Origin of the sequence: Aquincola tertiaricarbonis (genome assembly GCF_000969605.1) — a bacterium.
Taxonomy (GTDB): Bacteria; Pseudomonadota; Gammaproteobacteria; order Burkholderiales; family Burkholderiaceae_C; genus Aquincola; species Aquincola tertiaricarbonis.
Genome location: NZ_JZUE01000011.1, coordinates 105,252 through 130,259, shown reverse-complemented (window position 1 = coordinate 130,259; position 25,008 = coordinate 105,252). Strand labels below are relative to the sequence as shown.

General features: G+C 70.6%; 21 protein-coding genes. 9 read left to right on the top strand and 12 right to left on the bottom strand.

Features of this window, described 5'->3' with window-relative positions:
- Positions 1-166: 166 nt before the first annotated feature.
- A complete protein-coding gene (locus tag VO99_RS15290) occupies positions 167-1,534 on the bottom strand; it encodes a replication-associated recombination protein A (protein ID WP_083440625.1) in 1,368 nt (455 codons plus the stop codon).
- A gap of 97 nt (positions 1,535-1,631) precedes the next feature.
- Between VO99_RS15290 and VO99_RS15285 the strand changes: the two genes are divergently transcribed.
- Complete coding sequence (locus tag VO99_RS15285) at positions 1,632-2,144, top strand: chemotaxis protein CheW (protein WP_046113743.1); 513 nt, start codon at positions 1,632-1,634, stop codon at positions 2,142-2,144.
- A 6-nt stretch (positions 2,145-2,150) separates the two neighbouring features.
- Here VO99_RS15285 and lolA read toward each other — a convergent pair whose 3' ends face one another.
- The 3 genes from lolA to VO99_RS15270 are packed head-to-tail and all read right to left on the bottom strand — an operon-like array spanning position 2,151 to position 5,870.
- Positions 2,151-2,789, bottom strand: a complete 639-nt coding sequence (lolA, locus tag VO99_RS15280) for an outer membrane lipoprotein periplasmic chaperone LolA (RefSeq protein ID WP_232315375.1) — start codon at positions 2,787-2,789, stop codon at positions 2,151-2,153.
- Complete coding sequence (locus VO99_RS15275) at positions 2,786-5,155, bottom strand: DNA translocase FtsK (protein ID WP_083440624.1); 2,370 nt, start codon at positions 5,153-5,155, stop codon at positions 2,786-2,788. Before VO99_RS15275 ends, lolA begins: the two co-directional genes overlap by 4 nt.
- A 46-nt stretch (positions 5,156-5,201) precedes the next feature.
- A complete protein-coding gene (locus tag VO99_RS15270; RefSeq protein WP_046113741.1) occupies positions 5,202-5,870 on the bottom strand; it encodes a Crp/Fnr family transcriptional regulator in 669 nt (222 codons plus the stop codon).
- A 175-nt stretch (positions 5,871-6,045) separates the two neighbouring features.
- Between VO99_RS15270 and trxB the strand changes: the two genes are divergently transcribed.
- From trxB to rpmG, 3 genes are all read left to right on the top strand, one after another.
- On the top strand, positions 6,046-7,005 hold the full coding sequence (gene trxB, locus VO99_RS15265; protein WP_046113740.1) for a thioredoxin-disulfide reductase: 960 nt from the start codon (positions 6,046-6,048) through the stop codon (positions 7,003-7,005).
- 66 nt (positions 7,006-7,071) lie between these two features.
- Complete coding sequence (gene rpmB / locus VO99_RS15260) at positions 7,072-7,305, top strand: 50S ribosomal protein L28 (protein WP_046113739.1); 234 nt, start codon at positions 7,072-7,074, stop codon at positions 7,303-7,305.
- Positions 7,306-7,328: 23 nt separating this feature from the next.
- Positions 7,329-7,499, top strand: coding sequence for a 50S ribosomal protein L33 (gene rpmG, locus VO99_RS15255; protein WP_046113738.1), 171 nt, complete (start codon positions 7,329-7,331; stop codon positions 7,497-7,499).
- 220 nt (positions 7,500-7,719) lie between these two features.
- Here rpmG and VO99_RS15250 read toward each other — a convergent pair whose 3' ends face one another.
- Positions 7,720-8,943, bottom strand: a complete 1,224-nt coding sequence (locus VO99_RS15250) for a DesA family fatty acid desaturase (protein WP_046113737.1) — start codon at positions 8,941-8,943, stop codon at positions 7,720-7,722.
- Between the two features lie 169 nt (positions 8,944-9,112).
- Entirely contained in the window at positions 9,113-10,375 is a 1,263-nt protein-coding gene (locus VO99_RS15245) for an RsmB/NOP family class I SAM-dependent RNA methyltransferase (protein ID WP_046113736.1), read from the bottom strand.
- Here VO99_RS15245 and VO99_RS15240 point away from each other — a divergent pair.
- Positions 10,370-11,068, top strand: coding sequence for a DUF1345 domain-containing protein (locus VO99_RS15240; RefSeq protein ID WP_046113735.1), 699 nt, complete (start codon positions 10,370-10,372; stop codon positions 11,066-11,068). The genes VO99_RS15245 and VO99_RS15240 overlap by 6 nt on opposite strands.
- Here VO99_RS15240 and purN read toward each other — a convergent pair.
- Positions 11,065-11,637, bottom strand: a complete 573-nt coding sequence (purN, locus tag VO99_RS15235; protein WP_046113734.1) for a phosphoribosylglycinamide formyltransferase — start codon at positions 11,635-11,637, stop codon at positions 11,065-11,067. The genes VO99_RS15240 and purN overlap by 4 nt on opposite strands.
- A 73-nt stretch (positions 11,638-11,710) precedes the next feature.
- Here purN and VO99_RS15230 point away from each other — a divergent pair, with 73 nt between their 5' ends.
- From VO99_RS15230 to VO99_RS15220, 3 genes are read left to right on the top strand one after another with little or no spacing between them, the layout of a single operon-like run.
- Positions 11,711-13,021: a tryptophan--tRNA ligase gene (locus VO99_RS15230; protein WP_046113733.1), complete on the top strand. Its 1,311-nt coding sequence runs from the start codon at positions 11,711-11,713 to the stop codon at positions 13,019-13,021.
- A 13-nt stretch (positions 13,022-13,034) separates the two neighbouring features.
- Positions 13,035-13,484 (top strand): DUF3717 domain-containing protein, encoded by a 450-nt coding sequence (locus tag VO99_RS15225; RefSeq protein ID WP_046113732.1) that lies wholly within the window; start codon positions 13,035-13,037, stop codon positions 13,482-13,484.
- Entirely contained in the window at positions 13,471-14,862 is a 1,392-nt protein-coding gene (locus VO99_RS15220) for an MATE family efflux transporter (RefSeq protein WP_232315373.1), read from the top strand. Before VO99_RS15225 ends, VO99_RS15220 begins: the two co-directional genes overlap by 14 nt.
- A 15-nt stretch (positions 14,863-14,877) precedes the next feature.
- Here VO99_RS15220 and VO99_RS15215 read toward each other — a convergent pair whose 3' ends face one another.
- The 4 genes from VO99_RS15215 to VO99_RS15200 all read right to left on the bottom strand — a co-directional run bounded on the left by VO99_RS15215 (position 14,878) and on the right by VO99_RS15200 (position 18,810).
- On the bottom strand, positions 14,878-16,308 hold the full coding sequence (locus VO99_RS15215) for a sensor histidine kinase (protein ID WP_046113731.1): 1,431 nt from the start codon (positions 16,306-16,308) through the stop codon (positions 14,878-14,880).
- 52 nt (positions 16,309-16,360) lie between these two features.
- Positions 16,361-17,071, bottom strand: coding sequence for a winged helix-turn-helix domain-containing protein (locus VO99_RS15210; RefSeq protein ID WP_046113821.1), 711 nt, complete (start codon positions 17,069-17,071; stop codon positions 16,361-16,363).
- A 137-nt stretch (positions 17,072-17,208) separates the two neighbouring features.
- Positions 17,209-17,784 carry a Spy/CpxP family protein refolding chaperone gene (locus VO99_RS15205; RefSeq protein WP_052736355.1) on the bottom strand — a complete coding sequence of 192 codons (576 nt, stop codon included), beginning with the start codon at positions 17,782-17,784 and terminating at the stop codon, positions 17,209-17,211.
- A 111-nt stretch (positions 17,785-17,895) separates the two neighbouring features.
- Positions 17,896-18,810: a hypothetical protein gene (locus VO99_RS15200; RefSeq protein WP_052736354.1), complete on the bottom strand. Its 915-nt coding sequence runs from the start codon at positions 18,808-18,810 to the stop codon at positions 17,896-17,898.
- A gap of 58 nt (positions 18,811-18,868) precedes the next feature.
- On the opposite strand from VO99_RS15200, the gene VO99_RS28860 reads away from it, so the two are divergent.
- A complete protein-coding gene (locus VO99_RS28860; RefSeq protein WP_052736353.1) occupies positions 18,869-23,647 on the top strand; it encodes a PAS domain S-box protein in 4,779 nt (1,592 codons plus the stop codon).
- 294 nt (positions 23,648-23,941) lie between these two features.
- Here the strand turns inward: VO99_RS28860 and VO99_RS15190 are convergent, their stop codons facing one another.
- Complete coding sequence (locus VO99_RS15190) at positions 23,942-24,991, bottom strand: AraC family transcriptional regulator (protein WP_046113729.1); 1,050 nt, start codon at positions 24,989-24,991, stop codon at positions 23,942-23,944.
- Positions 24,992-25,008 lie beyond the last annotated feature (17 nt).

Genomic DNA, 25,008 nt, shown 5'->3' with positions numbered 1-25,008 from the left:
AAACCGGCCGTGTGTGCCGTACTACCCCTTGCACCAATCGTCTGTCACGCTGGCGGCGCGGATTGTAGGGGCGGGTTTTGCGCAGTTCCGCGAGTACTAACCCGTCAGGGCCCGCAGTGCACGGCATGGGTCCATGCCGAGGCGGCAACAGGGCTTGCGCCGCGCGTCAGCCCGTGCGGCTGGCTTCCAGGTTCAGCCGCCGCAGCTCGGCCAGCCGCTCGCCGATGCGCAGCTCCAGCCCGCGCGGCACCGGCTGGTAGAAGCCGGGCGGGGCCATGCCCTCGGGCAGGTAGCTTTCGCCGGCCGCGAAGCCGCCGGCCTCGTCGTGCGCATAGCGGTAGTCGCGGCCGTAGTCCAGCTCCTTCATCAGCTGCGTGGGCGCATTGCGCAGGTGCAGCGGCACCGGCCGCGTGCCGTCGCGCTTGACGAAGGCGCGCGCAGCGTTCCACGCGCCGTAGACGGCATTGGACTTGGGCGCCATCGCCAGGTAGACGATGCACTGCGCGATGGTCAGCTCACCTTCCGGCGACCCCAGCCGCTCGTAGGTCTCGGCGGCGTCCAGCGCCAGGCGCAGCGCGCGCGGGTCGGCCAGGCCGATGTCCTCGCTGGCCATGCGCACCACGCGGCGGATGACGTAGCGCGGGTCCACCCCGCCGTCGAGCATGCGGGCCAGCCAGTACAGCGCGGCATCGGGGTCGGAGCCGCGCACCGACTTGTGCAGCGCGGAGATGGTGTCGTAGAACTGCTCGCCGCCCTTGTCGTAGCGGCGCAGCTGCTCGCCGAGCGACTTCTCCAGCGCCGCCTCGTCCAGTTCGGCCAGCGGGCCGGCCAGGCTCACCAGGTTGTCGTAGGCATTGAGCAGGCGGCGGGCGTCGCCGTCCGCATAGCCGATCAGGCGGTCGCGTGCGGCCTCGCTCAGCGGCGGGGCCTGCAGCTCGGCCCGGGCGCGTTCGATCAGCGCGGCCATGTCCTCTTCGTCCAGTGCCTTGAGCACATGCACCGTGGCCCGCGACAGCAGCGCCGAGTTCACCTCGAAGCTGGGGTTCTCGGTCGTGGCGCCGATGAAGGTAAACAGGCCCGCCTCCACATGCGGCAGGAAGGCATCCTGCTGGCCCTTGTTGAAGCGGTGCACCTCGTCGACGAAGACCACGCTGGCGCGGCCCTGCGCACGCGCCACCTGGGCGCGCTCCACCGCCTCGCGGATGTCCTTCACGCCGCCCAGCACGGCCGACAGCACGATGAACTGCGCATCGAACGCGCCGGCCATCAGCCGCGCCAGCGTGGTCTTGCCGACGCCGGGCGGGCCCCACAGGATCATCGAATGCAGGCGGCCAGTCTCGAAGGCGGTGCGCAGCGGCTTGCCCGGGCCCAGCAGATGGCGCTGGCCGATCACCTCGTCCAGCGTACGCGGGCGCAGGCGTTCGGCCAGGGGCACCGGCCCGGCCGTGGCGGCATCGGCCGCCTTGCGCGGCTTGCCGCCGCCGGCCGCAGGCTGCGGCGCGGGGGGCAGATCGTCGAACAGCGACTCGGTCATGCGTCGGATTGTGGCGGCCTTTCCCCGCGTTATTCGTGGGTTGGCGCGGGGGCGCGCGGGCGACACTGGGCCGCGTCACCCTGAAACGAGGTTCGAGATGAGCGTTACCACCGCCGAAGAAGCCATTGCCGTGAGCGCCATCGACAGCACCGCAGGCGCGCCGCGCGAGGTGCTCTCGTTCAAGCTGGGTGCCGAGGAATATGGCATCGATATCCTGAAGGTGCAGGAGATCCGCGGCTACGAGCCGCCGACCCGCATTGCGCATGCGCCGCAGTTCTTCAAGGGCGTGGTGAACCTGCGCGGGGTGATCGTGCCGATCATCGACCTGCGCGCACGCTTCGGCCTGGACAACGTCGAGATCAACGAGTTCACCGTCGTCATCATCCTCAACATCGCTGGCCGCACCGTGGGCATCGTGGTGGACGCGGTGAGCGACGTGCTGGAGATGCCGCCCGAGCGCATCCAGCCCGCACCCGACTTCAACTCGATGATCGACGCCAGCTATATCCACGGCCTGGGCAGCGTCACCATGGGCGACACCGACCGCATGCTGATCGTGATGGACATCGAGCGGCTGATGAGCAGCCCCGACATGGGCCTGTTCGACTAGCGCGCTTCAGGGCTGGCGCAGCACCTCGGCGCCCTTGGGCGCCACGAAGCGGAAGGTGTCTTCCGGCAGCGCGGCATTGGTCTCGAAGCCGTCGAACTGCAGCACCGAGCGCTGGCCGAAGCCGTCGACGATCTCCACCGCCGCCAGCGTCTTGCCGCGGAAGCCCACGCGCAGCGACTGGAAGGCGCCGTCCTTCTGCTTGGGCTGGGCCAGCGCCCAATCCAGGCCGTTGACACTCGGCTGGTTGCTCAGCTCGAAGTCCGTGTCCAGCGACTTGCCGGCCAGCAGCGCGGCTGGCGTGGCGCCCAGCGCGGCGCTCATCGGCCGCACGCTGACCTGATTCAGGTCCACGTCGTGCAGCCACACCTGCTTGCCGTCGCCCACGATCAGCTGCTCGAACGGCTTGGCATAGGCGAAGCGGAAGCGGTCGGGCCGCGAGAACTCGAAGCGGCCGCTGGAGGTCTTCTTCTTCGCGCCATCGGGCGAGGTCACCGTCTGGGTGAAGGCGGCGCGGCCGCTCTTCACGTCGCGCACGAACTCGCGCAGCGTGTCCACCGCATCGGCCCGCGCCGCGCTGGCGGCCAGCGCCAGCACCAGGGCGGCGACGGGCGCCAGGAGTTGTCTAGACAGGTGCATCGGCATCATTCGTCGCGGCGCGGAACCAGCAGGTCCCGGTTGCCATTGGTGGCCATGCTGGATACGAGGCCCGACTTCTCCATTTGTTCCAGCAGCCGGGCCGCGCGGTTGTAACCGATGCGCAGGTGCCGCTGCACCAGTGAGATGGAAGCACGCTTGTGCTGCAGCACGATGGCCACGGCCTGGTCGTACATCGGGTCGGCCTCGCCATTGGCCTCGCCGGGGGCCGGCGGCTCGCCGTCCTCGCCACCTTCCAGCGTGCCGCCCTCCAGCAGGCCCTCGATGTAGTTGGGCTCGCCCTGGCTCTTGAGGTACTCCACCACGCGGTGCACCTCGTCGTCGCTGACGAAGGCGCCGTGCACGCGGATCGGCAGGCCGGTGCCGCTGGGCATGTAGAGCATGTCGCCCATGCCCAGCAGCGCTTCGGCGCCCATCTGGTCGAGGATGGTGCGGCTGTCGATCTTGCTGCTCACCTGGAAGGAAAGCCGCGTCGGGATGTTGGCCTTGATCAGGCCGGTGATCACGTCCACCGAAGGCCGCTGCGTGGCCAGGATCAGGTGCACGCCCGCGGCGCGCGCCTTCTGCGCCAGGCGGGCGATCAGTTCCTCGATCTTCTTGCCCACCACCATCATCAGGTCGGCCAGCTCGTCGATCACCACCACGATGAACGGCAGGCGCTCCAGCGGCTCGGGCTCTTCCGGTGTCAGGCTGAAGGGGTTGCCGATCTTTTCGCCGGCGGCGGTGGCCTCGTCGATCTTCTTGTTGTAGCCGGCCAGGTTGCGCACGCCCAGCTTGCTCATCAGCTTGTAGCGGCGCTCCATCTCGGCCACGCACCAGTTCAGCGCATTGCTGGCCTGCTTCATGTCCGTCACCACCGGGCACAGCAGGTGCGGAATGCCCTCGTACACGCTCATCTCGAGCATCTTCGGGTCGATCAGGATCAGCCGCACGTCCCGCGCCTCGGCCTTGTACAGCAGGCTGAGGATCATCGCGTTGATGCCCACCGACTTGCCCGAGCCGGTGGTGCCGGCCACCAGGCAGTGCGGCATCTTGGCCAGGTCGGCCACCACCGGCGCGCCGATGATGTCCTTGCCCAGGCCCATCGTCAGCTGCGAAGCGGCGTCGGCATACACCTGCGAGCCGAGGATTTCGGCCAGCCGGATGGTCTGCCGCTTGGCGTTGGGCAGCTCCAGCGCCATGTAGTTCTTGCCCGGGATGGTTTCCACCACGCGGATGCTCACCAGGCTGAGCGAGCGCGCCAGGTCCTTGGCCAGGTTCACCACCTGCGAGCCCTTGACGCCCGTGGCCGGCTCGATCTCGTAGCGCGTGACCACCGGGCCGGGCGACGCCGCCACCACCCGCACCTCGACGCCGAAGTCCTTCAACTTCTTCTCGATCATGCGGCTGGTCATCTCCAGCGTCTCGGGCGTCACCGTCTCGGTGCGGCCGGCGGGCGCGGCGTCCAGCAGATCGACCTGGGGCAGCCGGGTGTCGCTCAGCTCGCGGAACAGGGGCTTCTGGCGTTCCTTGGCCACGCGGGTGCTCTTGGGCACTTCCACCATCGTGGGCTCGATGACGATGGGCGCGTGGTCTTCAACCACCTGGCGTTCCACCTCCACCGTCTCGTCGCGCTCGCGCTGGGCCTGCTCGCCGATGCGCTGGTCCTCGGCGCGCTCGCGGCGCTCCTGGCGCCGGGTGCGCAGGCTGTCGATGGCCTCGCCCAGCCGGTCGGCCACGCGCAGCCACGAAAAGCGCAGCGCCAGCGACATGCCGCCCACCAGCGCGGCGATCCACAGCACGCCCGAGCCGGCGAAGCCCAGCCACTTCATCGACACCGGCCCCAGCAGGAAGCCGATCACGCCGCCGGCCGGGCCGGGCAGCGAATCCTCGAAGCGGTACAGGCGCGTCCACTCCAGCGCGGTGCTGGCGGCCATCAGCAGCACCAGGCCGATCCAGAAGCGACCGACACCCTGCGGCGGATCCACGTCGCCCCGCAGGCCGCGCAGCAGCGCCGCCAGCCAGGTACGCGCCGCCACCACCGGCAGCCACCACACCGAATGGCCGAACAGGTACATCGCGCAATCGGACCCCCAGGCGCCCAGCAGGCCGGCCTTGTTGTGCAGCGGCCCGCCGCTGCCGGAGGTGGAGAAGCCCGGATCGGCCGGATGGTGCGTCAGCAGCGCCAGCACGCCCAGCAGCCACAGCACGCCGCCGATGATCAGCATGAGTTGCAGCCGCAGGCGAAGGCTCACCTCGCGGTTGCCCGCGGCATCGGCTGCAGGCGCAGCCTGAGAGGAAGCGGCCGCGGCACCACGGGCCGGGCGGGTGGGAGCCGAACCGGGTTCGGCGCGCAAGGACCCTAACGGAAACGTCATGGGCCGGGATTGTGGCGCATCGCGCCTGCGGGACAGCCGGCCGGCGTCACTCCTGCTTGGCGGCTTCCTTGATGATGACCGAGCCGTTGTCCTGGGTCTCGATCACGCCGCGTTCCTCCAGGTCCTTCATGACCCGGCTGACCATCTCGCGCGAGGCGCCCACTACCTTGGCCATGTCCTGGCGCGAAACCTTGTTGCGGATCAGCTGCACGCCGTTCACGTCCTCGGCCATCTCCAGCAGCGTGCGGGCCACCCGGCCGTACACGTCCAGCAGCGCCAGGGATTCGATCTGCCGGTCGGCACTGCGCAGGCGCTGCACCAGCCCTCGCATGATGGCGTAGGCCAGGCTGGAGTTCTCGGGCAGGCAGCGCGCGAATTCGGTGCGGCCGAGGATCAGCATGTCGGTCTGGATCTCGGCGCGCACGGTGGCCGAATGCGGCTCGTTGTCGATCAGGCTCATCTCGCCCACGTAGTCGCCGGATTCCAGCACCGCCAGGATCACCTCGCGGCCGCGCTGGTCGGCGGTGAGCACGCGCGCACGGCCGTTGAGCAGGATGAACAGCGCGTTGCTCTTGCGGCCCTGCTCCACCACCAGTTCCCCGCGGCGGAAGCGACGCTTCACGACGCTGTCCGCGATCGCCTGGGCTTGTTCATTGGTCAGCAGCGAGAACAGCGGAACGCGGCGGATCAGGTCGAGATTGGAGAGCATCGACATGGGTCACTCCTGCATCAGTAGCCTTCGATATCGGCGTCCAACGCTATTGGGTTGAGGGGCTGCCTACAATTTCACTATTGTGCCCATTGACATCCTTGCGCGATGGCCGGGCACCCCCATGACACACTTCTCGGCGCGCCGCATTGCGGCCTCTGCGTCACACGGAAACTCTTCAATGACTGCTGCAAGCTCCCAACACGCCCAGGTGCTGATCCTGGGCTCCGGCCCCGCCGGCTACACCGCGGCCATCTACGCCGCACGCGCCAACCTCAAGCCGATGCTGGTCACCGGCATGGCGCAGGGCGGCCAGCTGATGACCACCACCGAGGTGGACAACTGGCCGGCCGACGTCGCGGGCGTGATGGGGCCGGACCTGATGCAGCGCTTCCAGCAGCATGCGGAGCGGTTCAACACACAGATGGTGTTCGATCACATCAACGAGGTCGACCTGTCCAGGCGCCCGTTCACGCTCAAGGGCGACAGCGGCACCTACACCTGCGACGCGCTCATCATCGCCACCGGTGCCAGCGCGAAGTACCTGGGCCTGCCCAGCGAGCAGGCCTTCATGGGCCGCGGCGTCAGCGGCTGCGCGACGTGTGACGGCTTCTTCTACCGTGGCCAGGAAGTGTGCGTGGTGGGCGGCGGCAACACCGCGGTGGAGGAAGCGCTCTACCTGTCCAACATCGCCACCAAGGTGCACCTGATCCACCGCCGGGACAAGTTCCGCGCCGAAGCCATCCTGGTCGACAAGCTGATGGACAAGGTGGCGGCCGGCAAGATGGAACTGCACACGTTCCAGCAACTCGACGAAGTGCTGGGCGATGCCACCGGCGTGACCGGCGTGCGGCTGCGCAGCACGCAGGACGGCAGCACCCGCGACCTGGCGGTCAAGGGCTGCTTCATCGCCATCGGCCACCAGCCCAACACCGACATGTTCAAGGGGCAGATCGAGATGAAGGACGGGTACATCGTCACCAAGTCCGGCCTGGAAGGTTTTGCCACGATGACCACCGTGCCGGGCGTGTTTGCCGCGGGCGACGTGCAGGACCACATCTACCGCCAGGCCATCACCAGCGCGGGCACCGGCTGCATGGCAGCGCTTGACGCTCAGCGGTTCTTGGAGCAGTCCGCGTGACATGCTATACTCGCGGTCTTTGCCGGATCCTCGGCTGAACCGAACATTTAACGGAGAAGCGTCGTCATGGCACGCGTCTGTCAAGTAACGGGCAAGGGCCCGATGACGGGAAACAATGTTTCCCACGCCAACAACAAAACCAAGCGCCGCTGGCTGCCGAACCTGCAGTACCGCCGCTTCTGGCTCGAGACCGAGAACCGTTGGGTGCGCCTGCGCATTTCCAACGCTGCCCTGCGGTTGATCGACAAGGTCGGCATCGACCAGGTCGTCGCCGATCTGCGCGCCAAGGGCGCGCTGTAACCCCCGCACGCTAGGAGCAGCTCATGGCCACCAAAGGCGGACGCGAAAAGATCAAGCTGGAGTCGACTGCCGGCACCGGTCACTTCTACACCACGAACAAGAACAAGAAGACCACGCCTGAAAAGCTGGAATTCCTGAAGTTCGACCCGAAGGCACGCAAGCACGTGCTGTACAAGGAAACCAAGCTGAAGTGATCCACTTCCGCTGAGTTGCCAAAGGCCGCGCAAGCGGCCTTTTGTTTTGCCTGAATCGTCTGAAGGGCCGCGCAAGCGGCCCTTTTGCATGGGCGACACACCACCTTCCAATGGCCAGACAGGGATGAACCGGGCATGAAAAAGGGAGCCGAAGCTCCCTTGGTCTGATCTGCCGGGCGGCCGCTGCGTGAGCAGGTGCCGCGGTCGGCTGGTTCGGTCGTCAGGCCCGTGCGGCGCGCAGCTTGGTCGAGAAGTCGTGCAGCGCGGTGATGCCGCTCTCTTCCGCACGCTTGCACCACGCCTGCAGGTCGGCGACCAGTTGCTCGGCCGATACGTTGGTGCGCGTCCAGATCTGGCGCAGCTCTTCGCGCATCGTCACCAGCTTGGTGAGCGAGGCGCTTTGCGCCATGGCGCCGGCCACATGCGCCTTCACACCGTGCGGGATCTTGTCGTCGTCCCGGTGCAGCCAGCGCTTGGCCAGGCGCATTTCCGTCCAGCGGGCGGAATTCTTGGCGCCCTGCTGCTTGAGGTGCTCCAGCTCCAAGGCACAGGCGCGGCGCAGCTCCTTGGCATACGACGCCATGACTTCGTATCGGTTGTTGATCACCGCCTCCAGCGTCTTGTCGTCGGCCACCGGCTTGACCTGGCCCAGCTTGAGCTGCGGCGCCGTCTTCCGCACCTTGGCCCAGCCAATCATCTCCATCGCGCGGATGTAGCCCCAGCCGATGTCGAACTCGTACTTCTTGACCGAGAACTTGGCCGAGGTGGGGTAGGTGTGGTGGTTGTTGTGCAGCTCTTCGCCGCCGATGATGATGCCCCAGGGCGACACGTTGGTCGACGCGTCCACCGCCTCGAAGTTGCGGTAGCCCCAGTAGTGGCCGATCCCGTTGATGATGCCGGCGGCGTTGATGGGGATCCACAGCATCTGCACGGCCCAGACCGTCAGGCCCAGCGCACCGAACAGGAACAGGTTGATCAGCAGCATCAGGCCCACACCCTGCCACGAATAGCGGGTGTAGAGGTTGCGCTCGATCCAGTCGTCCGGCGTGCCGCGGCCGTACTTGTCGATGGTCTCGTCGTTCTTCGCCTCAGCGCGGTACAGCTCGGCGCCTTCCAGAAGCACCTTCTTGATGCCGCGGGTCTGCGGGCTGTGCGGATCGTCCTCGGTCTCGCACTTGGCGTGGTGCTTGCGGTGGATCGCCACCCACTCCTTGGTGACCATGCCGGTCGTCAGCCACAGCCACATGCGGAAGAAATGCTGGGGGATCGGGCCAAGATCCAGCGAGCGGTGCGCCTGGCTGCGATGCAGGAAGATCGTGACAGCTGCGATCGTGATATGCGTAACAACCAGCGCGTAGACCAGCACTTGCCACCAGGTGGCGTGCAAAGCGCCATGTGCGAGCCAGTCGACGACCGCGCTCCACACCGTCATCAAACCATTCATTGAGAGCCTTTCGGAGAACCTGCAGATTGTAGGTGGTGCACCTGCCTGGAGCACCGTGAAACTACATAGGTTCCACAGCCCATTAGGCGCGCACGCCACACCATGTTCGCGTCAGATCGACGCAGGATTGCTGCAGATCAACGCACGACCCGGGTAAGACCCGTTTTCCTCAGCGTCGTTCCCATGCCGCGGCGAAAAAGCCGTCGGTGGCATGGCGGTGCGGCCACAGGCGCAGGTAGGAGCCGTTCACCAGGCTCTCGGCGCCCTCGACCTTGGCGGCCGTCAGCAGCTCCAGCATGTCGAGCGGCGCCCATTCGCGCTCGAACTCCTGGCTGAAGGCCGCGGCGATGTCCTCGTTTTCCGAGGCCATCAGGCTGCAGGTGGCGTAGACCAGCCGGCCGCCGGACTTCACCAGTCGGGCGGCGCCGCGCAGGATGGCGGCCTGCTGGGTGCGCAAGGCAGCCAGCGTGGCGGGCGACTGGCGCCATTTCAGGTCCGGGTTGCGGCGCAGCGTACCCAGGCCCGAGCACGGCGCGTCCACCAGCACGCGGTCGATCTTGCCGGCCAGCCGCTTGATGCGGTCGTCGCGCTCATGCGCGATCTGCGCCGGGTACACGTTGGACAGCCCGCTGCGCGCCAGGCGCGGCTTCAGCGATTCCAGCCGGTGGCCGGACACGTCGAAGGCGTAGAGCCGGCCGGTGTTGCGCATCGCCGCGCCCAGGGCCAGCGTCTTGCCGCCCGCGCCGGCGCAGAAATCCACCACCATTTCGCCGCGCTTGGCGTCGGTGATGAGCGCCAGCAGCTGGCTGCCTTCGTCCTGCACTTCCACGCCGCCACCGGTGAAGACATCCAGCTTGTTCAGCGCGGGCTTGCCGGGAATGCGCAGGCCCCAGGGCGAAAACGGCGTCTCGGTGCTGTCGATGCCGGCGTCGGCCAGGATCTGCTTGACCTCCGGGCGCTTGGCCTTGAGCGTGTTGACACGCAGGTCCAGCGGCGCGGGCTGGTTCAGGCTTTCGGCCAGTGCCAGGAACTCGTCGGCGCCGAGCGACTGCTCCAGCGGCTGCGAGATCCAGTCCGGCGTGCTGTGGCGCAGCTTGCGCGGCAGGCTGCCGCGGTCGATCTTCTGCACTTCGGCCAGCCAGCCCTGCTCCTGCGGATTGAGCGCGCCGCGCAGGAAGCCCTCGTTGCCCTGCCAGGCCAGCAGCACCAGCCGTCGCTCCAGCGGGCCGCTGCCGCTTTGCGCCAGGTGCTGGAACAGCAGGCGCTGGCGCACCACGGCATACACCGTCTCGGCCAGGGTGTGCCGCTCGCGCGGGCCCAGCGTGCGGTGGCGGCGGAAAAAGGACGACACCACCGCGTCGGCCGGGATTTCAAACTTCAGGACGTCACCGAGCAGCTCGGTCGTCATTTCCACGAGGGCATTAGGATGCATCCCCGGATTATCCCTGCCGACCCCGGCACCCACGTGCTGCGCCACTTCCGCACCCGCCCCCGCCTGCTGCTGGGCATGGCCGTGGGCACCGCGGCCGGCCTGCTGGCCGAAGCCGCCGCACCCGCCCGCTGGACCTGGACCACCCCGCTGCTCATCGGCTGGAACACCGGCGTCTGGCTCTACCTGTTCAGCACCTGGCAGATGATGTGGCGCGCCTCGCATGAACGCATGCGCGACATCGCCGCCGCCCATGCCGAGGGCGCCATGGCGGTGATGTGCACCGCGGTGGTGGCCGTGGTGGTGACGCTGGCGGCCATCGCGCTGGAACTGGCCGGTTTTCATGCGGCGGGCGGCTCGGCCGCACCGCGGGTGGCGCTGACGCTGGCCACCTTGTTCGGTTCCTGGCTGCTGCTGGGCACGCTGTTCGCGCTCGCCTACGCCAGCCTGTTCTACCGCGAACGGCACCAGCCCGGGCAGGGCCTGGGCTTTCCGGGGGAGGCGGACGACGACCCGCCGCACTATGGCGACTTCCTCTATTTCTCGTTCACCATCGCCGCCACGTCGCAGACCTCGGACGTGACGGTGGTGGACCGGGAGATCCGCCGCTGGGTGCTGGCGCAGGGCGTGCTGGCCTTCATGTTCAACACGGTGCTGCTGGCGCTGGCCATCAACACCGCGGCGGGGCTGTTCTAGCCCAGGCTGTCGATCACCGCGCGAACGGCCTGCGGATACAGGCGGTGCTCTTCCACCAGCACGCGGGCGGCCAGGCTGTGCTCGTCGTCACCGGGCAGGATGGGCACCGCCGCCTGGGCCACGACAGGGCCGTGGTCCAGCTCGGCGGTGACGTAGTGCACCGTGCAGCCGGCCTCGGTGCAGCCGGCCTCGATGGCGCGGCGGTGGGTGTGCAGCCCGGGAAAGGCCGGCAGCAGCGAAGGATGGATGTTGAGCATGCGACCCTCGTAGCGCTGCACGAAGGCCGCGCCCAGGATGCGCATGAAGCCCGCCAGCACCAGCAGGTGCGGCTCGAAGCGGTCGATGGCCTCGGCCAGCGCGGCATCGAAGTCATCCCGGCTGGCGAAGGCCTTGTGGTCCACCGCGGCGGTGGCAATGCCGCGCGACTGCGCGAACACCAGCCCGGCCGCCTCCGGCCGATTGCTGATGACGGCGGCCACCTGGGCCGGCCAGGCTTCGGCGGCGCAGGCCTCGACGATGGCTTCCATGTTGGAGCCGCGGCCGGAAATCAGGATCACGATGCGTTTCATGAGGCGCGGCAGTGTAACGACGGGGCTTCAGGCCCGACCCTAGAATCCCCCTCCCCCGCCGCAGCCCCCAGCCATGACCGAACGCGTTCTCACCGGCATCACCACCACGGGCACGCCCCACCTGGGCAACTACGTGGGCGCCATCCGCCCGGCCATCGCCGCCAGCCGCGAGCCCGGCGTGGAAAGCTTCTTCTTCCTGGCCGACTACCACGCGCTGATCAAGTGCGACGACCCGGCGCGCATCGAGCGCAGCCGGCTGGAGATCGCCGCCACCTGGCTGGCCGCGGGCCTGGATACCGAGCGCGTCACCTTCTACCGCCAGAGCGACATCCCCGAGACGCCCGAGCTGACCTGGCTGCTGACCTGCGTCTGCCCTAAGGGCCTGATGAACCGCGCCCATGCCTACAAGGCCGCGACCGACGCGAACACCGCCGCTGGCGAGGACGTGGACGCCGGCGTGACGATGGGCCTGTTCAGCTACCCCATCCTGATGGCGGCCGACATCCTGCTGTTCAACGCGCACCGGGTGCCGGTGGGCCGCGACCAGGTGCAGCACATCGAGATGGCGCGCGACATGGGCCAGCGCTTCAACCATCTGTTCGGCCAGGGCCGCGAGCTGTTCGTGCTGCCGCGCGCCGAGATCGAGGAAGAAGTGGCGACGCTGCCCGGCCTGGACGGCCGCAAGATGTCCAAGAGCTACGACAACACGATCCCGCTGTTCGAGGGCGGCGCCAAGGGCCTGAAGGACGCGGTGGCTCGCATCGTGACTGATTCGCGCCTGCCCGGCGAGCCGAAGGACACCACCGACGCCGCGCTGGTGACGGTGCACGACGCCTTCGCCAGCCCGGCCGAGCGCGCCGCCTTCCATGCCGACCTGCAGGCCGGCCTGGGCTGGGGCGAGGCCAAGCAGCGGCTGGTGAACCTGCTGGAAGGCCAGATCGCGCCAATGCGCGAGCGCTACGTGGAGCTGATGGCGCACCCCGAGCGCATCGAGGAGGTCCTGCAGCACGGCGCCGCCAAGGCCCGCCGCGTCGCCACGCCCTTCCTGGCCGAGCTGCGCGCGGCGGTGGGCCTGCGCCCCATGCTGGCGGTGCCCCGGGCCGCGCCCGCTGCAGCCGCGCAGGCCGACAAGGCCGCGCTGCCGCTGTTCAAGCAGTACCGCGAGGCCGATGGCCGCTTCTTCTTCAAGCTGGTGGACACGCACGGCCACACGCTGCTGCAGAGCGTGGGCCTGGCCGATGGCCGCGAGGCCGGCGGCTGGGTCAAGCGCCTGAAGACCGAGGCGGCGGCCGCGCTGGCCGACGCGCCGATCGACTGGGCCGCCAGCGGCGAGCGCGCGGCGGCCGAAGCCGCGCTGGCGGCGCTGGCCGCGGCGCAGGACTGAAGGCACGCTGCGCATGGCCGGCATCCACATCCTCGACATCGAAGCCGCCATCAACTGGTGGCGCGAGAAGTCGCCCTCGCCCGACGGCATCACCGCCTGCCCGGAAGTGCGTGCGCTGGCCGAGGTGTATGCGCTGCTGGTGTACTACCACGAGACCGAATGCGACGAGGCCACCATGCCGGCCAAGGCGCGCGACGCCTGGCTGGGCTGGTATGCCAGCACGCCGGACGCGCCGTGCATCGCCATCTGCTCCACCGCGCAGGGCGACCCGGTGTGCAAGGGCTGCGGCCGCACCGAGGGTGAAGTGCAGCACTGGCCGCGCATGACGCCGGCCGAGAAGCGCATCGTCTGGCGCCGCATCACGCGCGAAGGCACGGCCTGGCGCTTCAACAAGTATGCGGAGCGGGCGCGCCATGCCACCGGTGCCGACCATCCGCCGCCCGACGCCCTTGCCGATCGTTGACGCCGCCAACGGCCCGGCGCCGCAAGGCCTGGCCGCCAATGCAAGGCACATCGCCCGGCTCGCCTGGCCGCTGCTGATCGGGCAGCTGGCGGTGCTGGCCTTCGGCACCGTGGACACCATGCTGGTGGCCCGCTTCGCGGCAGCCGACCTGGCTGCGCTGGCGGTGGGCGGCGCGGCCTACATCACCGTGTTCATCGGGCTGATGGGCGTGGTGCTGGCGCTGGGGCCCATCGTCGGCCAGCTCTACGGCGCCCGCAAGCTGGAAGCGGCGGGCGCGCAGCTGCACCAGGCGGTGTGGCTGGCGCTGGGCCTGTCGGTGCTGGGCAGCACGCTGCTGGCGTTTCCGCAGCCCTTCCTGTGGCTGTCGCGGGCGGAGCCCGAGGTGGCCGACAAGGTGCGCAGCTACACGCTGGCGCTGGCCGCCTCGCTGCCGGCGGCGCTGCTGTTCACCGCCTACCGCGGCTTCAACACCGCGGTCTCGCGGCCCAAGGCCGTCACCGCGCTGCAGATCGGCGGGCTGGCGCTGAAGGTGCCGCTGTCGTTCGCCTTCGTCTTCGGCGCCGGGCCGCTGGCGCCGATGGGCGTGGCCGGCTGTGGCCTGGCCACCTGCATCGCGATGTGGGCGCAGCTCATCGCGGCCTTCGTGCTGCTGCGGCGCGATCCGTTCTACGCACCCTTCCGCATCCTGGGCCGCGGTCTGCTGCCGCCCAGCCGGCCGGCGCTGCTGGCGCAGCTCAAGCTCGGCGTGCCGATGGGGCTGTCCATCGGCATCGAGGTGACGGGGTTCACCTTCATGGCGTTCTTCATCTCGCGGCTGTCGCCCACCGCGGTGGCCGGGCACCAGATCGCGGCCAACCTGGTGGCGCTGATGTACATGCTGCCGCTGGCGCTGGCCAATGCCACCAGCACCCTGGTGGCGCAGTCCATCGGCGCGGGTGCGATGCGGCAGGCGCGCCGCCTGGGCTGGCACGGGCTGGGCATCGGCCTGGGGCTGGCGGTGGCCATCGGCCTGCTGGTGCTGGCCACGCGCGGCACGGTGGTGCGCGTCTACACCGGGGACGCCGCCATCATCGCCGCCGCCCTGCCGCTGCTGAGCTGGCTGGCCGTGTTCCACATCGGCGATGCGGCGCAGTGCCTGGCGTCCTTCATCCTGCGGGCCTACCGCATCGCCACAGTGCCGCTGGTGATCTATGCCAGCGCCATCTGGGGCGTGGGCCTGGGCGGCGGCTACTGGCTGGCCTTCGGCCGGCCAGCCTGGGCGCCGGAGGCGCTGTACGGCGCGCGCGGCTTCTGGGCCGCGGCCACGGTAGGGCTGGTCACCGCGGCCACCGGCCTGTGCCTGCTGCTGGCCTGGGTGCAGCGCAAGCGGCTGCACTAGCGGGCCTGCGCCGCCTCAGGCCGCCGGCAGGTCGATGACGAAACAGCTGCCGCCGCCCTCGCGGGCTTCGCAGCGCACGCCGCCGCCGTGGCGCTCGGCGATCTGCCGCACGAGGCTCAAGCCCAGGCCGACGCCGCCGGCATGTTCGGCATGGCCGGGCAGGCGGAAGAAGGGCTCGAAGATGCGCTCGCGCATGTCCGGCGGCACGCCGGGGCCGCGGTCGCACACGCGCAGCTGCACGCGGCCGCTGGCGCCACGCTGCAGCACCAGCTCCACCTGGTCGCCACCGTAGCGGCGGGCGTTTTCCAGCAGGTTGCGCAGCGCGCGGCGCAGCAGGCGCTCGTCGCCCAGCACGGTGAGCGGGCCATCGGGCGCATGCAGGTCCGCCTCCAGGCGGGCGGCTTCCTCGGCACCCACGGCCACCAGCTCCACCGGCTCGCGTTCGGGCGCGGCGGACTGCGATTCCAGACGGCTGGCCATCAGCACTTCTTCCACCAGCGCGTCCAGCTCGCCGATGTTGGTGTGGATCTCGCGGCGCAGCTGATCGCGGCGGCTGGGCTGGCAGCCGCTGTCGTCGTCCATCATGGCCACGGCCATCTTCAGCCGCGCCAGGGGCGAGCGCAGCTCGTGGCTGGCATTGGCCAGCAGGCTCTGGTTGGCACGCACCAGGCCTTCCACGCGCTCGGCGGCGCGGTTGAAGCTGGCGGCCACGGCGGCCACTTCGTCGCGGCCGCCCTCGTCCACGCGGTGGTGCAGCGCGCCGGCGCCAAAGCGCTCCACTCCCTGCTTGAGCGCTTCGAGCCGGCGCGTCAGCCGGCGCACCACCGGGAACGCGCCGATGGCGATGGCCGCGAACAGCAGCGCCAGCACCGCCACCATGCCCACGCCGCGGCCCCAGCCGGGGGGCGCGAACGGGAACCACGGCGGCAGCGGGAATTCGTCCTCCAGCCCCAGGCCGCGGAAGCGCAGCGCCTCCAGCTGCAGCCGGCCCGGATGCAGGCCGTCGGGCCGCGGGCCTTCCACGCGCAGGCCTTCGCCGCCGTGCGGCAGGCGCAGCAGCACCGGCCGCATCACCCACAGGGTACGGCCGTCGGCAAAGCGGATGGGAAAGATGCGCGGCGGGGGCGAATCGGGGTTGTTCAGCCGCCGCTCGAAGGTGACGGTGGCCACGATGCGCCGGCCACGCGCGTCGTCCAGCGCCAGCGGCATGCGCAGGCGCTGCGACCAGTCGAGCACGGCCTCGGCCTGCTCCTCCGGCGGCGCCTCGGCACCCGGCAGGCTGCGCTGGATGAGGTCGGCCCAGGCGGCCACGCGTTCGGCGGCCAGCGCATCGGCGCGGCCGCGCTCGCGTTCCATGTGGCGCTGCACCAGCCAGCCGGAGCCCAGCGCGAACAGCGCGAGCACCGCCACCACCGTGAGCCACACCCGCAGGTAGAGCGATTTCATGCCTGGACTCCACCGACCCGCCGGCGGGCCACCGGCGGGCGGCCCGGGCGCATCAGGATTCGCCGTCCTGCTTGCGCGCGAAGAGATAGCCCACGCCGCGCACGGTGAGCACGCGCTTGGGGTTCTTCGGGTCGTCCTCGATCAACGCGCGGATGCGCGAGATGTGCACGTCGATCGAGCGGTCGAAGGCCTCCAGCGGATGGCCCTTGAGCGCATCCATGATCTGGTCGCGCGACAGCACGCGCCCCGGGCTTTGCGCCAGCACCACCAGCAGGTCGAACTGGTGGCTGGTGAGGTCGCAGGCCTGGCCGCCCAGGTAGGCCTGGCGGGCGCCGAGGTCGATCTCCAGCCGGCCGAAGCGCAGCACCTCGTCGGCCGCCGGCTCGGGCGATGCACGGCGCAGCAGCGCCTTGATGCGCGCCAGCAGCTCACGCGGCTCGAAGGGCTTGGGCAGGTAGTCGTCGGCGCCGATCTCCAGGCCGACGATGCGGTCCATCGGCTCGCCCCGGGCGGTAAGCATCAGCAGCGGCAGCCGGCGGGTGCGGGCATCGCCGCGCAGCTCGCGGGTGAGGTCCAGGCCGTCGCCGTCGGGCAGCATCAGGTCGAGCACCAGCGCGTCGTACTGGCCCAGGCGCAGGCGGTCGCGCCCGGCGGCCAGCGAGCCGGCCACGTCGATCTCGTAGCCGGCGTTGCGCAGGTAGTCGCCCACCATGGTCGTCAGCCGGGCATCGTCGTCGATCAAAAGCAAACGTTGCGCTGTCATGGCCGGATGGTAGGGCTGCGACGGCGCGCGTGCAGCAGCAGACTGCGCCGCGGCCGGGGCGGCGGGGCTGGGGGCGGCGGCCACCGGCACTGCGCCGGCGGCCTTGGAACGGCCGAACATGTGGGCGACGCGCATGCTCAGCTCGCCGGGGTGCGTTCACCGCGCGGGCCGCCGTGCTGCGGCCGGCCACCGGGCTCGCCACGCGGGCCGGCCTCGGCGCGGCGCGCCATGCGCTCGGCCAGCTGCTGGCGCTGCTCGGGGGTGAGCACGTTGGCGATGTCCAGCATCACCTGCATCATGCGGCGCGAGGCCTGGTCGTGCTGGGCCATCATCTGCTGGCGCAGGCTTTCGGCGGCCGCGGCATCCACCGTGGGGCCGGTGAGCAGGCTGCCCACCTGCTGCTGCAGGCCGCGCGCGGCCTCGTGCTGGCTGCGCATGTCGGCTGCGGCGGCGTCGGTGATGCGGCGGATCTGCTCCCGCTGCTCGGGCGTGGCCTGCACCTCCTGCAGCATGCGCTGCATGCCGGGGCCCTGCATCGGCAGACCGGGCAGGCCGGGAGCGCCGGGCATGGCGTGGCCGGCCTGCGGGCGCGGCGGGCCTTCGGCGCGGTTGTCGGCACGGGAGGCGGTGGGCACGGCAGCCAGGGCGGCGCCGGCCAGCAGCAGGCTGGCGGCCAGCCAGCGTGCGGGGGCATGGGAAGCGCTGGTCTTCAAGCGGTTCTTTCGGGAATCCTGGAAGCGCACAGCATCACCGCAGGCGGTAAACCGGCCGCCGCGCCCGCGGTGAAGAAGTGTGAAGCGGCTTGCGCGTGCGGCGCAGGGTCTTCAGTCCGCTGCTTCCACGCGCAGCAGGCGCCGGCGCAGCTCGAAGTCGGCATTGCCGCTGCGCAGCTCCAGCCGCAGCAGCACGCCGCTCTTGCGGTCCACGACCATCACGCCGTCCAGCCGCGCGGTGTGGCGACGGAACGGCACGTCGCCATAGAGCTCGATCACGGCGGCGTCGAAGGGGCGGCCGAAGCCGGTCTGCACGCCGGTGGCGATCACCTGGCCGCGCAGCCGGCCCTGGTCGCCGGTGGTGCTGCGAAGCTCCCCTGCCAGCACGTCGCCCAGCTGCATGCCGGGGCGCAGCAGGCGCGTCCAGTACAGCACCGCCTCGCCGCCCGGCGGTGGCGCGATGTTGCCGGCGGCGTCCTGCAGCCAGCGCACCGGCGCGCGCTCGCCCGGCAGCTGGGCCTGGAATTCCAGCTGCTCGCGCCGCACCGTCTTCAGGCGCAGGCTCAGCTCACGCGCCGGGCCGCGGCCCTGGCGTTCCTCGTACACCAGGCGCTCGCCGGGCTGCAGCGGCATGGTGGCCATCTGCTCGGCGCTCAGGGTGTCGGGCTGCGGCGGGCAGGGGCGCTGCACCAGCGCCAGCTGCAGCGCGTCATACCGGCCACGCAGGCGGCCCAGCTCGGCGGCATCGGGGCCGTCGGGCCGCATGGCCAGCAGCGCCGGCCAGAACACGGTGGCGCCCACGCCCAGCGCGATGACGTTGTTGCCCACGCGCTCGTCCATGGTGTAGGCCACGTCGGCGGCCCGGCGCTGCACCTGCTCGGCCTCGGTGTACAGCGCCTGGCACGACAGGTTGGCGAAGGCGGCGGGGTCGGAGGGCAGGGGCTTGACGTCGCCCGACCGGGTGGCACAACCGGCCAGCAGCATCAGGAAGCCGGCGCCGGCGGCAGCAAGGCGGAAAGCGAGCATCGGCTGATTGTGCCGTGGCATGCACCGAGCGCCGGCCGTCGGTCAGAATGCGCCGGCCATGTCCGCCTCGCCTGAAGTCGTACCCACCGGACCCCGCAGCACCACCCTGGCGCTGCTGGACGGAGAACGCCGGGTGCTGGCGCAGATTGCCGCCGGCGTGCCGCTGCCCCAGGTGCTGGAAGCCCTGGCCTGCGAGCTGGAGGCCGGCGCGCCGGTGCCCACCAAGGCCTGCGTGCTGGTGGTTGCGGGGGGGCTGCTGCGGGTCGGGGCCGCGCCCAGCCTGCCGCCGGCGGTGCGCGAGGCACTGTCGGCCCCTGCAGCGCTGGCCCCGGGCAGCACCCTGGCCGGCCTGCTGGCCGAGGCGCCGCGCCTGGCTCGCGGCGACAGCCAGCAACAGCCGCTGTGGCCCGATGCCCAGCATGCCGCCCGGCGCTACGGCCTGCTGCATTGGTGCGCCCAGCCCATCCTCGCGGCGGACGGCCGGCCCCTGGGCATGCTGGTCGGCTTCTTCCGCCAGGCGCACGACCCGCAGCCCGACGAGCTGGATGCCTTCGCCCTGGCCGCGCAGACGGCCGCCATGGTGCTGGAGCGCCATGCCTCCGAGCAGCAGCTGCGCGAGGCCGAGGCCCGGCACCGCCAGATCGTGGACAGCGCCACCGACTACGCCATCGTCGCGCTGGACGCGCAGGGCCGCGTCACCCGCTGGAACGAAGGCGCGCGCCGCATGCTGGGCTGGCGCGAGGAAGACATGCTGGGCCACACCCTGCACCGCTGCTTCACGCCCAAGGACCTGGCGGTGGGCCGCATCGAGCGCGAGATGGCCTCGGCACTGGCCGGCCACCCGTCGGTGGAGGAAGGCTGGCGCGTGCGCAGCGACGGCAGCCGCATCTGGGCTTCGGGCCAGATGACGCTGCTGCGCGGCGACGGCGGGCAGGCGCTGGGCTTCGTGAAGGTGCTGCGCAACCGCACGCAGCAACGCGCGGCCGAGTTGCGGCAGAACTTCTTGTTCGAGCTGAGCGAGAGCCTGCACGAGGCGGGCGCCGTGGCCGCGGTGTCGCGCACCGTCGCGGCCCGGCTGGGCGAGCTGCTGGACGTGAGCCGCGTGGGCTTCGGCCACCTGGACGAACACTGGCAGCTGCACATCGACCACGACTGGACCGACGGCAGCGTGGCCTCCGCCGTGGGCCTGCATGCGCTGGCCGACTACGGCGAAGGCCTGGATGCCGCGGTGCGCGCCGGCACGCCGGTGGTGGTGAACGACGTGCGGGCCGACCCGCGCACCGCCGGCGGCGCGGCCCGCCATGCGCACTGGCAGGTGGGCGCGCTGATGCTGGTGCCGGTGTCGCCCGTCTCGCCGATGCCGCAGGGCGCCGAAGGCACGGTGGTGTTCGTCACCGACAGCAGCCCGCGCCAGTGGACCAGCGACGACGTGGTGCTGCTGCGCGAGGTGAGCGAGCGCCTGCGGCTGGCCGCCGAGCGCGCCCGCGCGCGGGATGCGCTGCGCATCAGCGAGGAGCGGCTGCACATCGCCCAGCGCGCCGGCAGCATCGGCAGCTTCGAGCTGTACCCCCACCGCGGCGAGGTGGCGGTGTCGGCCTCCTTCTGCGCGCTGTGGGGCCTGCCCGAGACGCCGCGGGTGACGGTGGCGCAGCTGGTGGCGCTGGTGCATCCCGACGACGTGCCGCTGCTGGCGGTGGACCCGGACCCCACGCCGCAGCGGCTGGCCTATGTGGAATACCGCATACGCCGCGCCGACGACGGCCGCATGCGCTGGCTGGCGCGTCGCGGCGAGGTGGTGGCCGATCCGCCCACCGGCCAGTTGCGCTACCTGGGCGTGTGCTACGACATCACCGAGCGGCGCCAGGCCAGCGAGCAGCTGGAGGCCAGCCGGCAATCGCTGCTGCTGGCCACCGATGCCGCCGAGATCGGCACCTGGGACCTGGACACCGAGACGCGCGAGCTGGTGTGGTCGCCGCGCACCGCGGCGATGTTCGGGCTGGCGCCGGGCAAGCCGGCCTCGCTGGCGGTGTTCGAGAGCGGCCTGCATCCCGACGACCGCGCGGCCACCATGGCCGCCTTTGCCGCCGCGATGGACCCGGCCCAGCGCAGCAGCTACGACGTGGAGTACCGCACCGTCGGCATCGACGACGGCGTGCTGCGCTGGGTGGCCGCCAAGGGCAAGGGCCTGTTCGACGAAGGCGGCCGCTGCGTGCGCGCCATCGGCACCGCCATCGACATCACCGCGCGCAAGCATGCCGAGGCGCGGCAGGCCCTGCTGCTGGACCTGGCGGACCGGCTGCGGCCCTCCGGCGAGCCGCAGTCGCTGCTGGCCGATGCGCTGCAGATGCTGCGCGGCTTCCTCGGTGCGCACCGCGCCGGCCTGGGCCGGCTGCAGGCCGAGTGCATCGTGGTGGACGCCGAGCAGACCGACGGCCGCACCGCCGACCACCGCACCTGGCCGCTGGACACCTTCGGCGACGCGCCGGTGGCGCACTGGCGCGAGGGCCGCACCAGCGTGTGCGAGGACATCACCGCCGAAGGCATGCAGCCGGTGCTGGAACGCTTCGGCGTGGACAGCCTGGTGGCGGTGCCGCTGCGCGGCGACGGCGAGCTGCGCGCCATCTTCTACGTGGCCCAGCACGAGGCGCGGCACTGGACGCCCGAGGAAGTGGCGCTGATCGAGGACGTGGCCGCCCGCATCTGGGACGCGGTGGAGCGCGCCCGCGCCGAGCAGGCGCTGCGCGACGAGACCCATGCGCTGGAAACGCTGAACCGCACCGCCGCGCTGCTGGCGCAAGACTTCGACATCGACACCCTGGTCCAGCGCGTGGTGGACGCCGGCACCGCGCTCACCGCCGCGCGCTACGGCGCCTTTTTCTACACCATGCGCGACGAGCAGAACGAGCGCTTCATGCTGTATGCGCTGTCGGGCGCCAAGCGCAGCGACTTCGAGCAGTTCGGCATGCCGCGGCCCACCGAGGTGTTCGCGCCCACCTTCCGCGGCGATGGCGTCATCCGCTCGGCCGACATCACCCAAGACCCACGCTACGGCCGCAACTGGCCGCATGCCGGCATGCCCGAGCGCCATCTGCCGGTGCGCAGCTACCTGGCGGTGCCGGTGGTGGCCCGCTCCGGCGACGTGCTGGGCTGCCTGATGTTCGGCCACCCGGACGCCGACGTGTTCACCGAACGTGCCGAGCGCCTGGCCTGCGGCCTGGCCGCGCAGGCGGCCATCGCCATCGACAACGCCCGCCTGTTCCGCGCCACCCAGCGCGACAACGAGACGCTGGAAGCCCGCGTGGAGGAGCGCACCCGCGAGCGCGACCAGGTGTGGGCGCTGACCGAGGACCTGCTGGCCATTGCCGATGCGCAGGGGCAGCTGCAGCGGGTGTCCGCCTCGTGGACGCGGCAGCTGGGCCATGCCCATGCGCAGCTGATGCTGCAGCCTCTGAGCGCGCTGGTGCACCGCGACGACCTGCCCGCCATGCACGAGGCCCTGGCCCGCATGCGCGAGAGCGGCCAGCCGGTGCGGCTGGAGAACCGCGTGGCCACCATCGAGGGCGATTGGCGGGTGATGGCCTGGACGCTGTCGCCCGAGCCCGGCACCGGCCGCTTCGTGGCCACCGGCCGCGACGTCACCGCCGAACGCCAGCGCCAGGCCCAGCTGGAGGAGGCGCAGGAGGCGCTGCGCCAGTCGCAGAAGATGGAAGCCGTGGGCCAGCTCACCGGTGGCATCGCGCACGATTTCAACAACCTGCTGCAGGGCATCACCGGCTCGCTCGACCTCATCAAGCGCCGGCTGCTGCAGGGCCGCAGCAGCGACCTGGACCGCTTCATCAACGGCGCGATGGCCTCGGCCCAGCGCGCGGCGGCGCTGACGCACCGGCTGCTGGCCTTCTCGCGCCGGCAGCCGCTGGACCCGCGGCCGGTGGCGGCCAATCCGCTGGTGGCGTCGATGGAAGACCTGCTGCGCCGCACGCTGGGCGAGGCGGTGACGCTGGAGCTGATGCTGGCGCCCGAGCTGTGGCTGACGATGTGCGATGCCAACCAGCTGGAAAGCGCCATCCTCAACCTGTGCATCAACGCGCGCGACGCCATGCCGGGCGGCGGCCGGTTGACCATCGAGACTGCCAACACCAGCCTGGACGCCAGTTATGCGGTGCGCATCCGCGACATCGCGCCCGGGCAGTACGTGTGCATCGGCGTCAGCGACACCGGCACCGGCATGACGCCCGATGTGCTGGCCCGTGCCTTCGAGCCCTTCTTCACCACCAAGCCCATCGGCCAGGGCACCGGGCTGGGGCTGTCGATGATCTACGGTTTCGCGCGGCAGTCGGAGGGCTACGTCAAGATCTACAGCGAGCCTGGCCACGGCACCACCGTCAAGCTCTACCTGCCCCGCCACCTCGGCCAGGCCGACGACATCGAGCCCAGCCGCCCCGCCGACATCGACCACCTGAGCGACGGCGGCCAGGTGGTGCTGGTGGTGGAAGACGAGGCCGTGGTGCGCGCGCTGGTGGTGGACGTGCTGCAGGAGCTGGGCTACCGCGCGCTGGAAGCCGCCGACGGCGTGGCCGGCCTGGCGATGCTGCAGGGCCCGCAGCCCATCGACCTGCTGGTGACCGACATCGGCCTGCCCGGCCTCAACGGCCGCCAGATGGCCGATGCGGCCCGGGTGCACCGGCCCGACCTGAAGGTGCTGTTCATGACCGGCTATGCCGAGAACGCCGCCGTGGCCAACGGCTTCCTGGAGCCGGGCATGCAGATGATCACCAAGCCGTTCTCCATGGAGGTGATGAGTGCGAGGTTGCGGGAGATGCTGAGGCCTGGGGGGTAGTTGTGTTCTTGTTGCCCGTGCTGCATGTGCTTTCACGCCGCGGGAGGGCGGGGTACTGGCTGCTGCCTCGGCCGCACACCCGGCGCAGAAGCCACGTTCTACACGCGCCCTGCATTCCACAGGCATATCAGCGCGGGCCAGTGCCCGGGCCCAAGGCCGGCGGGGTGCTTGCCGCAGGGACATAAAGGAGGAGCGCTTGGCCGGCAGGCCAAGCGCGGGGGACAGTCCCGGAGGTAAGTACCCCGCCGGCCTTGCGCACAAGCACAGGCAGCCCGGCCAGCAAGGCAAGCCCTTTCAGCCCCGCCCGGAAGGTCCCGCCCGCCGCCACTCGCTCGGCGACTGCCCCACCCAGCCGCGAAACGCCCGCGCAAAGCTCTTCTCGCTGTCGAAGCCCACCGCCTGCGCGATCTGCTTGATTGGCCGTTGCGTGCGGGCCAGCAGGTCCAGCGCATGTGCCCGCCGGGCCTCGTCCTTCAGCGCTTGCAGCGAGGCGCCCTCGCCCTGCAGCTGCCGGTGCAGCGTGCGCACCGAGACGTTCAGCGCCGCCGCCAGCGCGTCGGCATTCACCATCGCCGCCGGCTCGCGCGCCAGCAGCTCGCGCACCCGCTGCACCAGCAGCCGGTCGCGCCGGTACAGGCGCACCGTCAGCGGCAGCGCGCGTTGCAGCATCAGCCGCGCGGCGCGTTCGTCGCGCTTGACCGGCAGTGCCAGGTATTGCGCATCGAAGGTGAAGGCAGCCACCGGCGCATCGAACACCGGCTCGCAGCCGAACATCCACGGATAGGCATCGGCATGCGCCGGCCGCGCGAACGGGAACTGCACGCTGCGAAGCGGTATGCGCGAGTCCACCAGCCAGCTGGCATAGCCGTGGATGTTGCGCAGCGTGGTCACCAGGCACAGCTCCCGGGTGCCGGGCCACGGCGGCCTGTGCTCGGCCAGCGTGATGGTGGCCTGCTGGCGGTCGGCCTCCAGGGCCAGCGCCACGTCGTCACACACCAGCCGGTGGTGGCGGCACCAGCGCTTGAGCGCCACCCGCAGGTCGGGCGCGGTCAGGCTGGCGCGGGCCAGCAGGCCGTAGCTGCCCCAGGGCAGGCGGCGCTGCCACCAGCCCAGCGCCTCGTCGTCCAGCTCGCGCATGGCGGCTTCGCTCACCTGCTCCATCTGCTCGGCGCTGATGCGGCTGTCGCTGCGGCGCAGCATCGCTGGCGTGATTTGCGCCTTGCGTAGCACGTCGTACGGGTCTGCCCCGTAGCGTTCATAAGCCAACAGCAGCGCCTGCACGAAGGCGATGGGCGTGACAGCGCGGGATTTCACGGGGGTGCGGGTGGCATGTTTTGCAACCATTGTGGCCGATAGGCGGC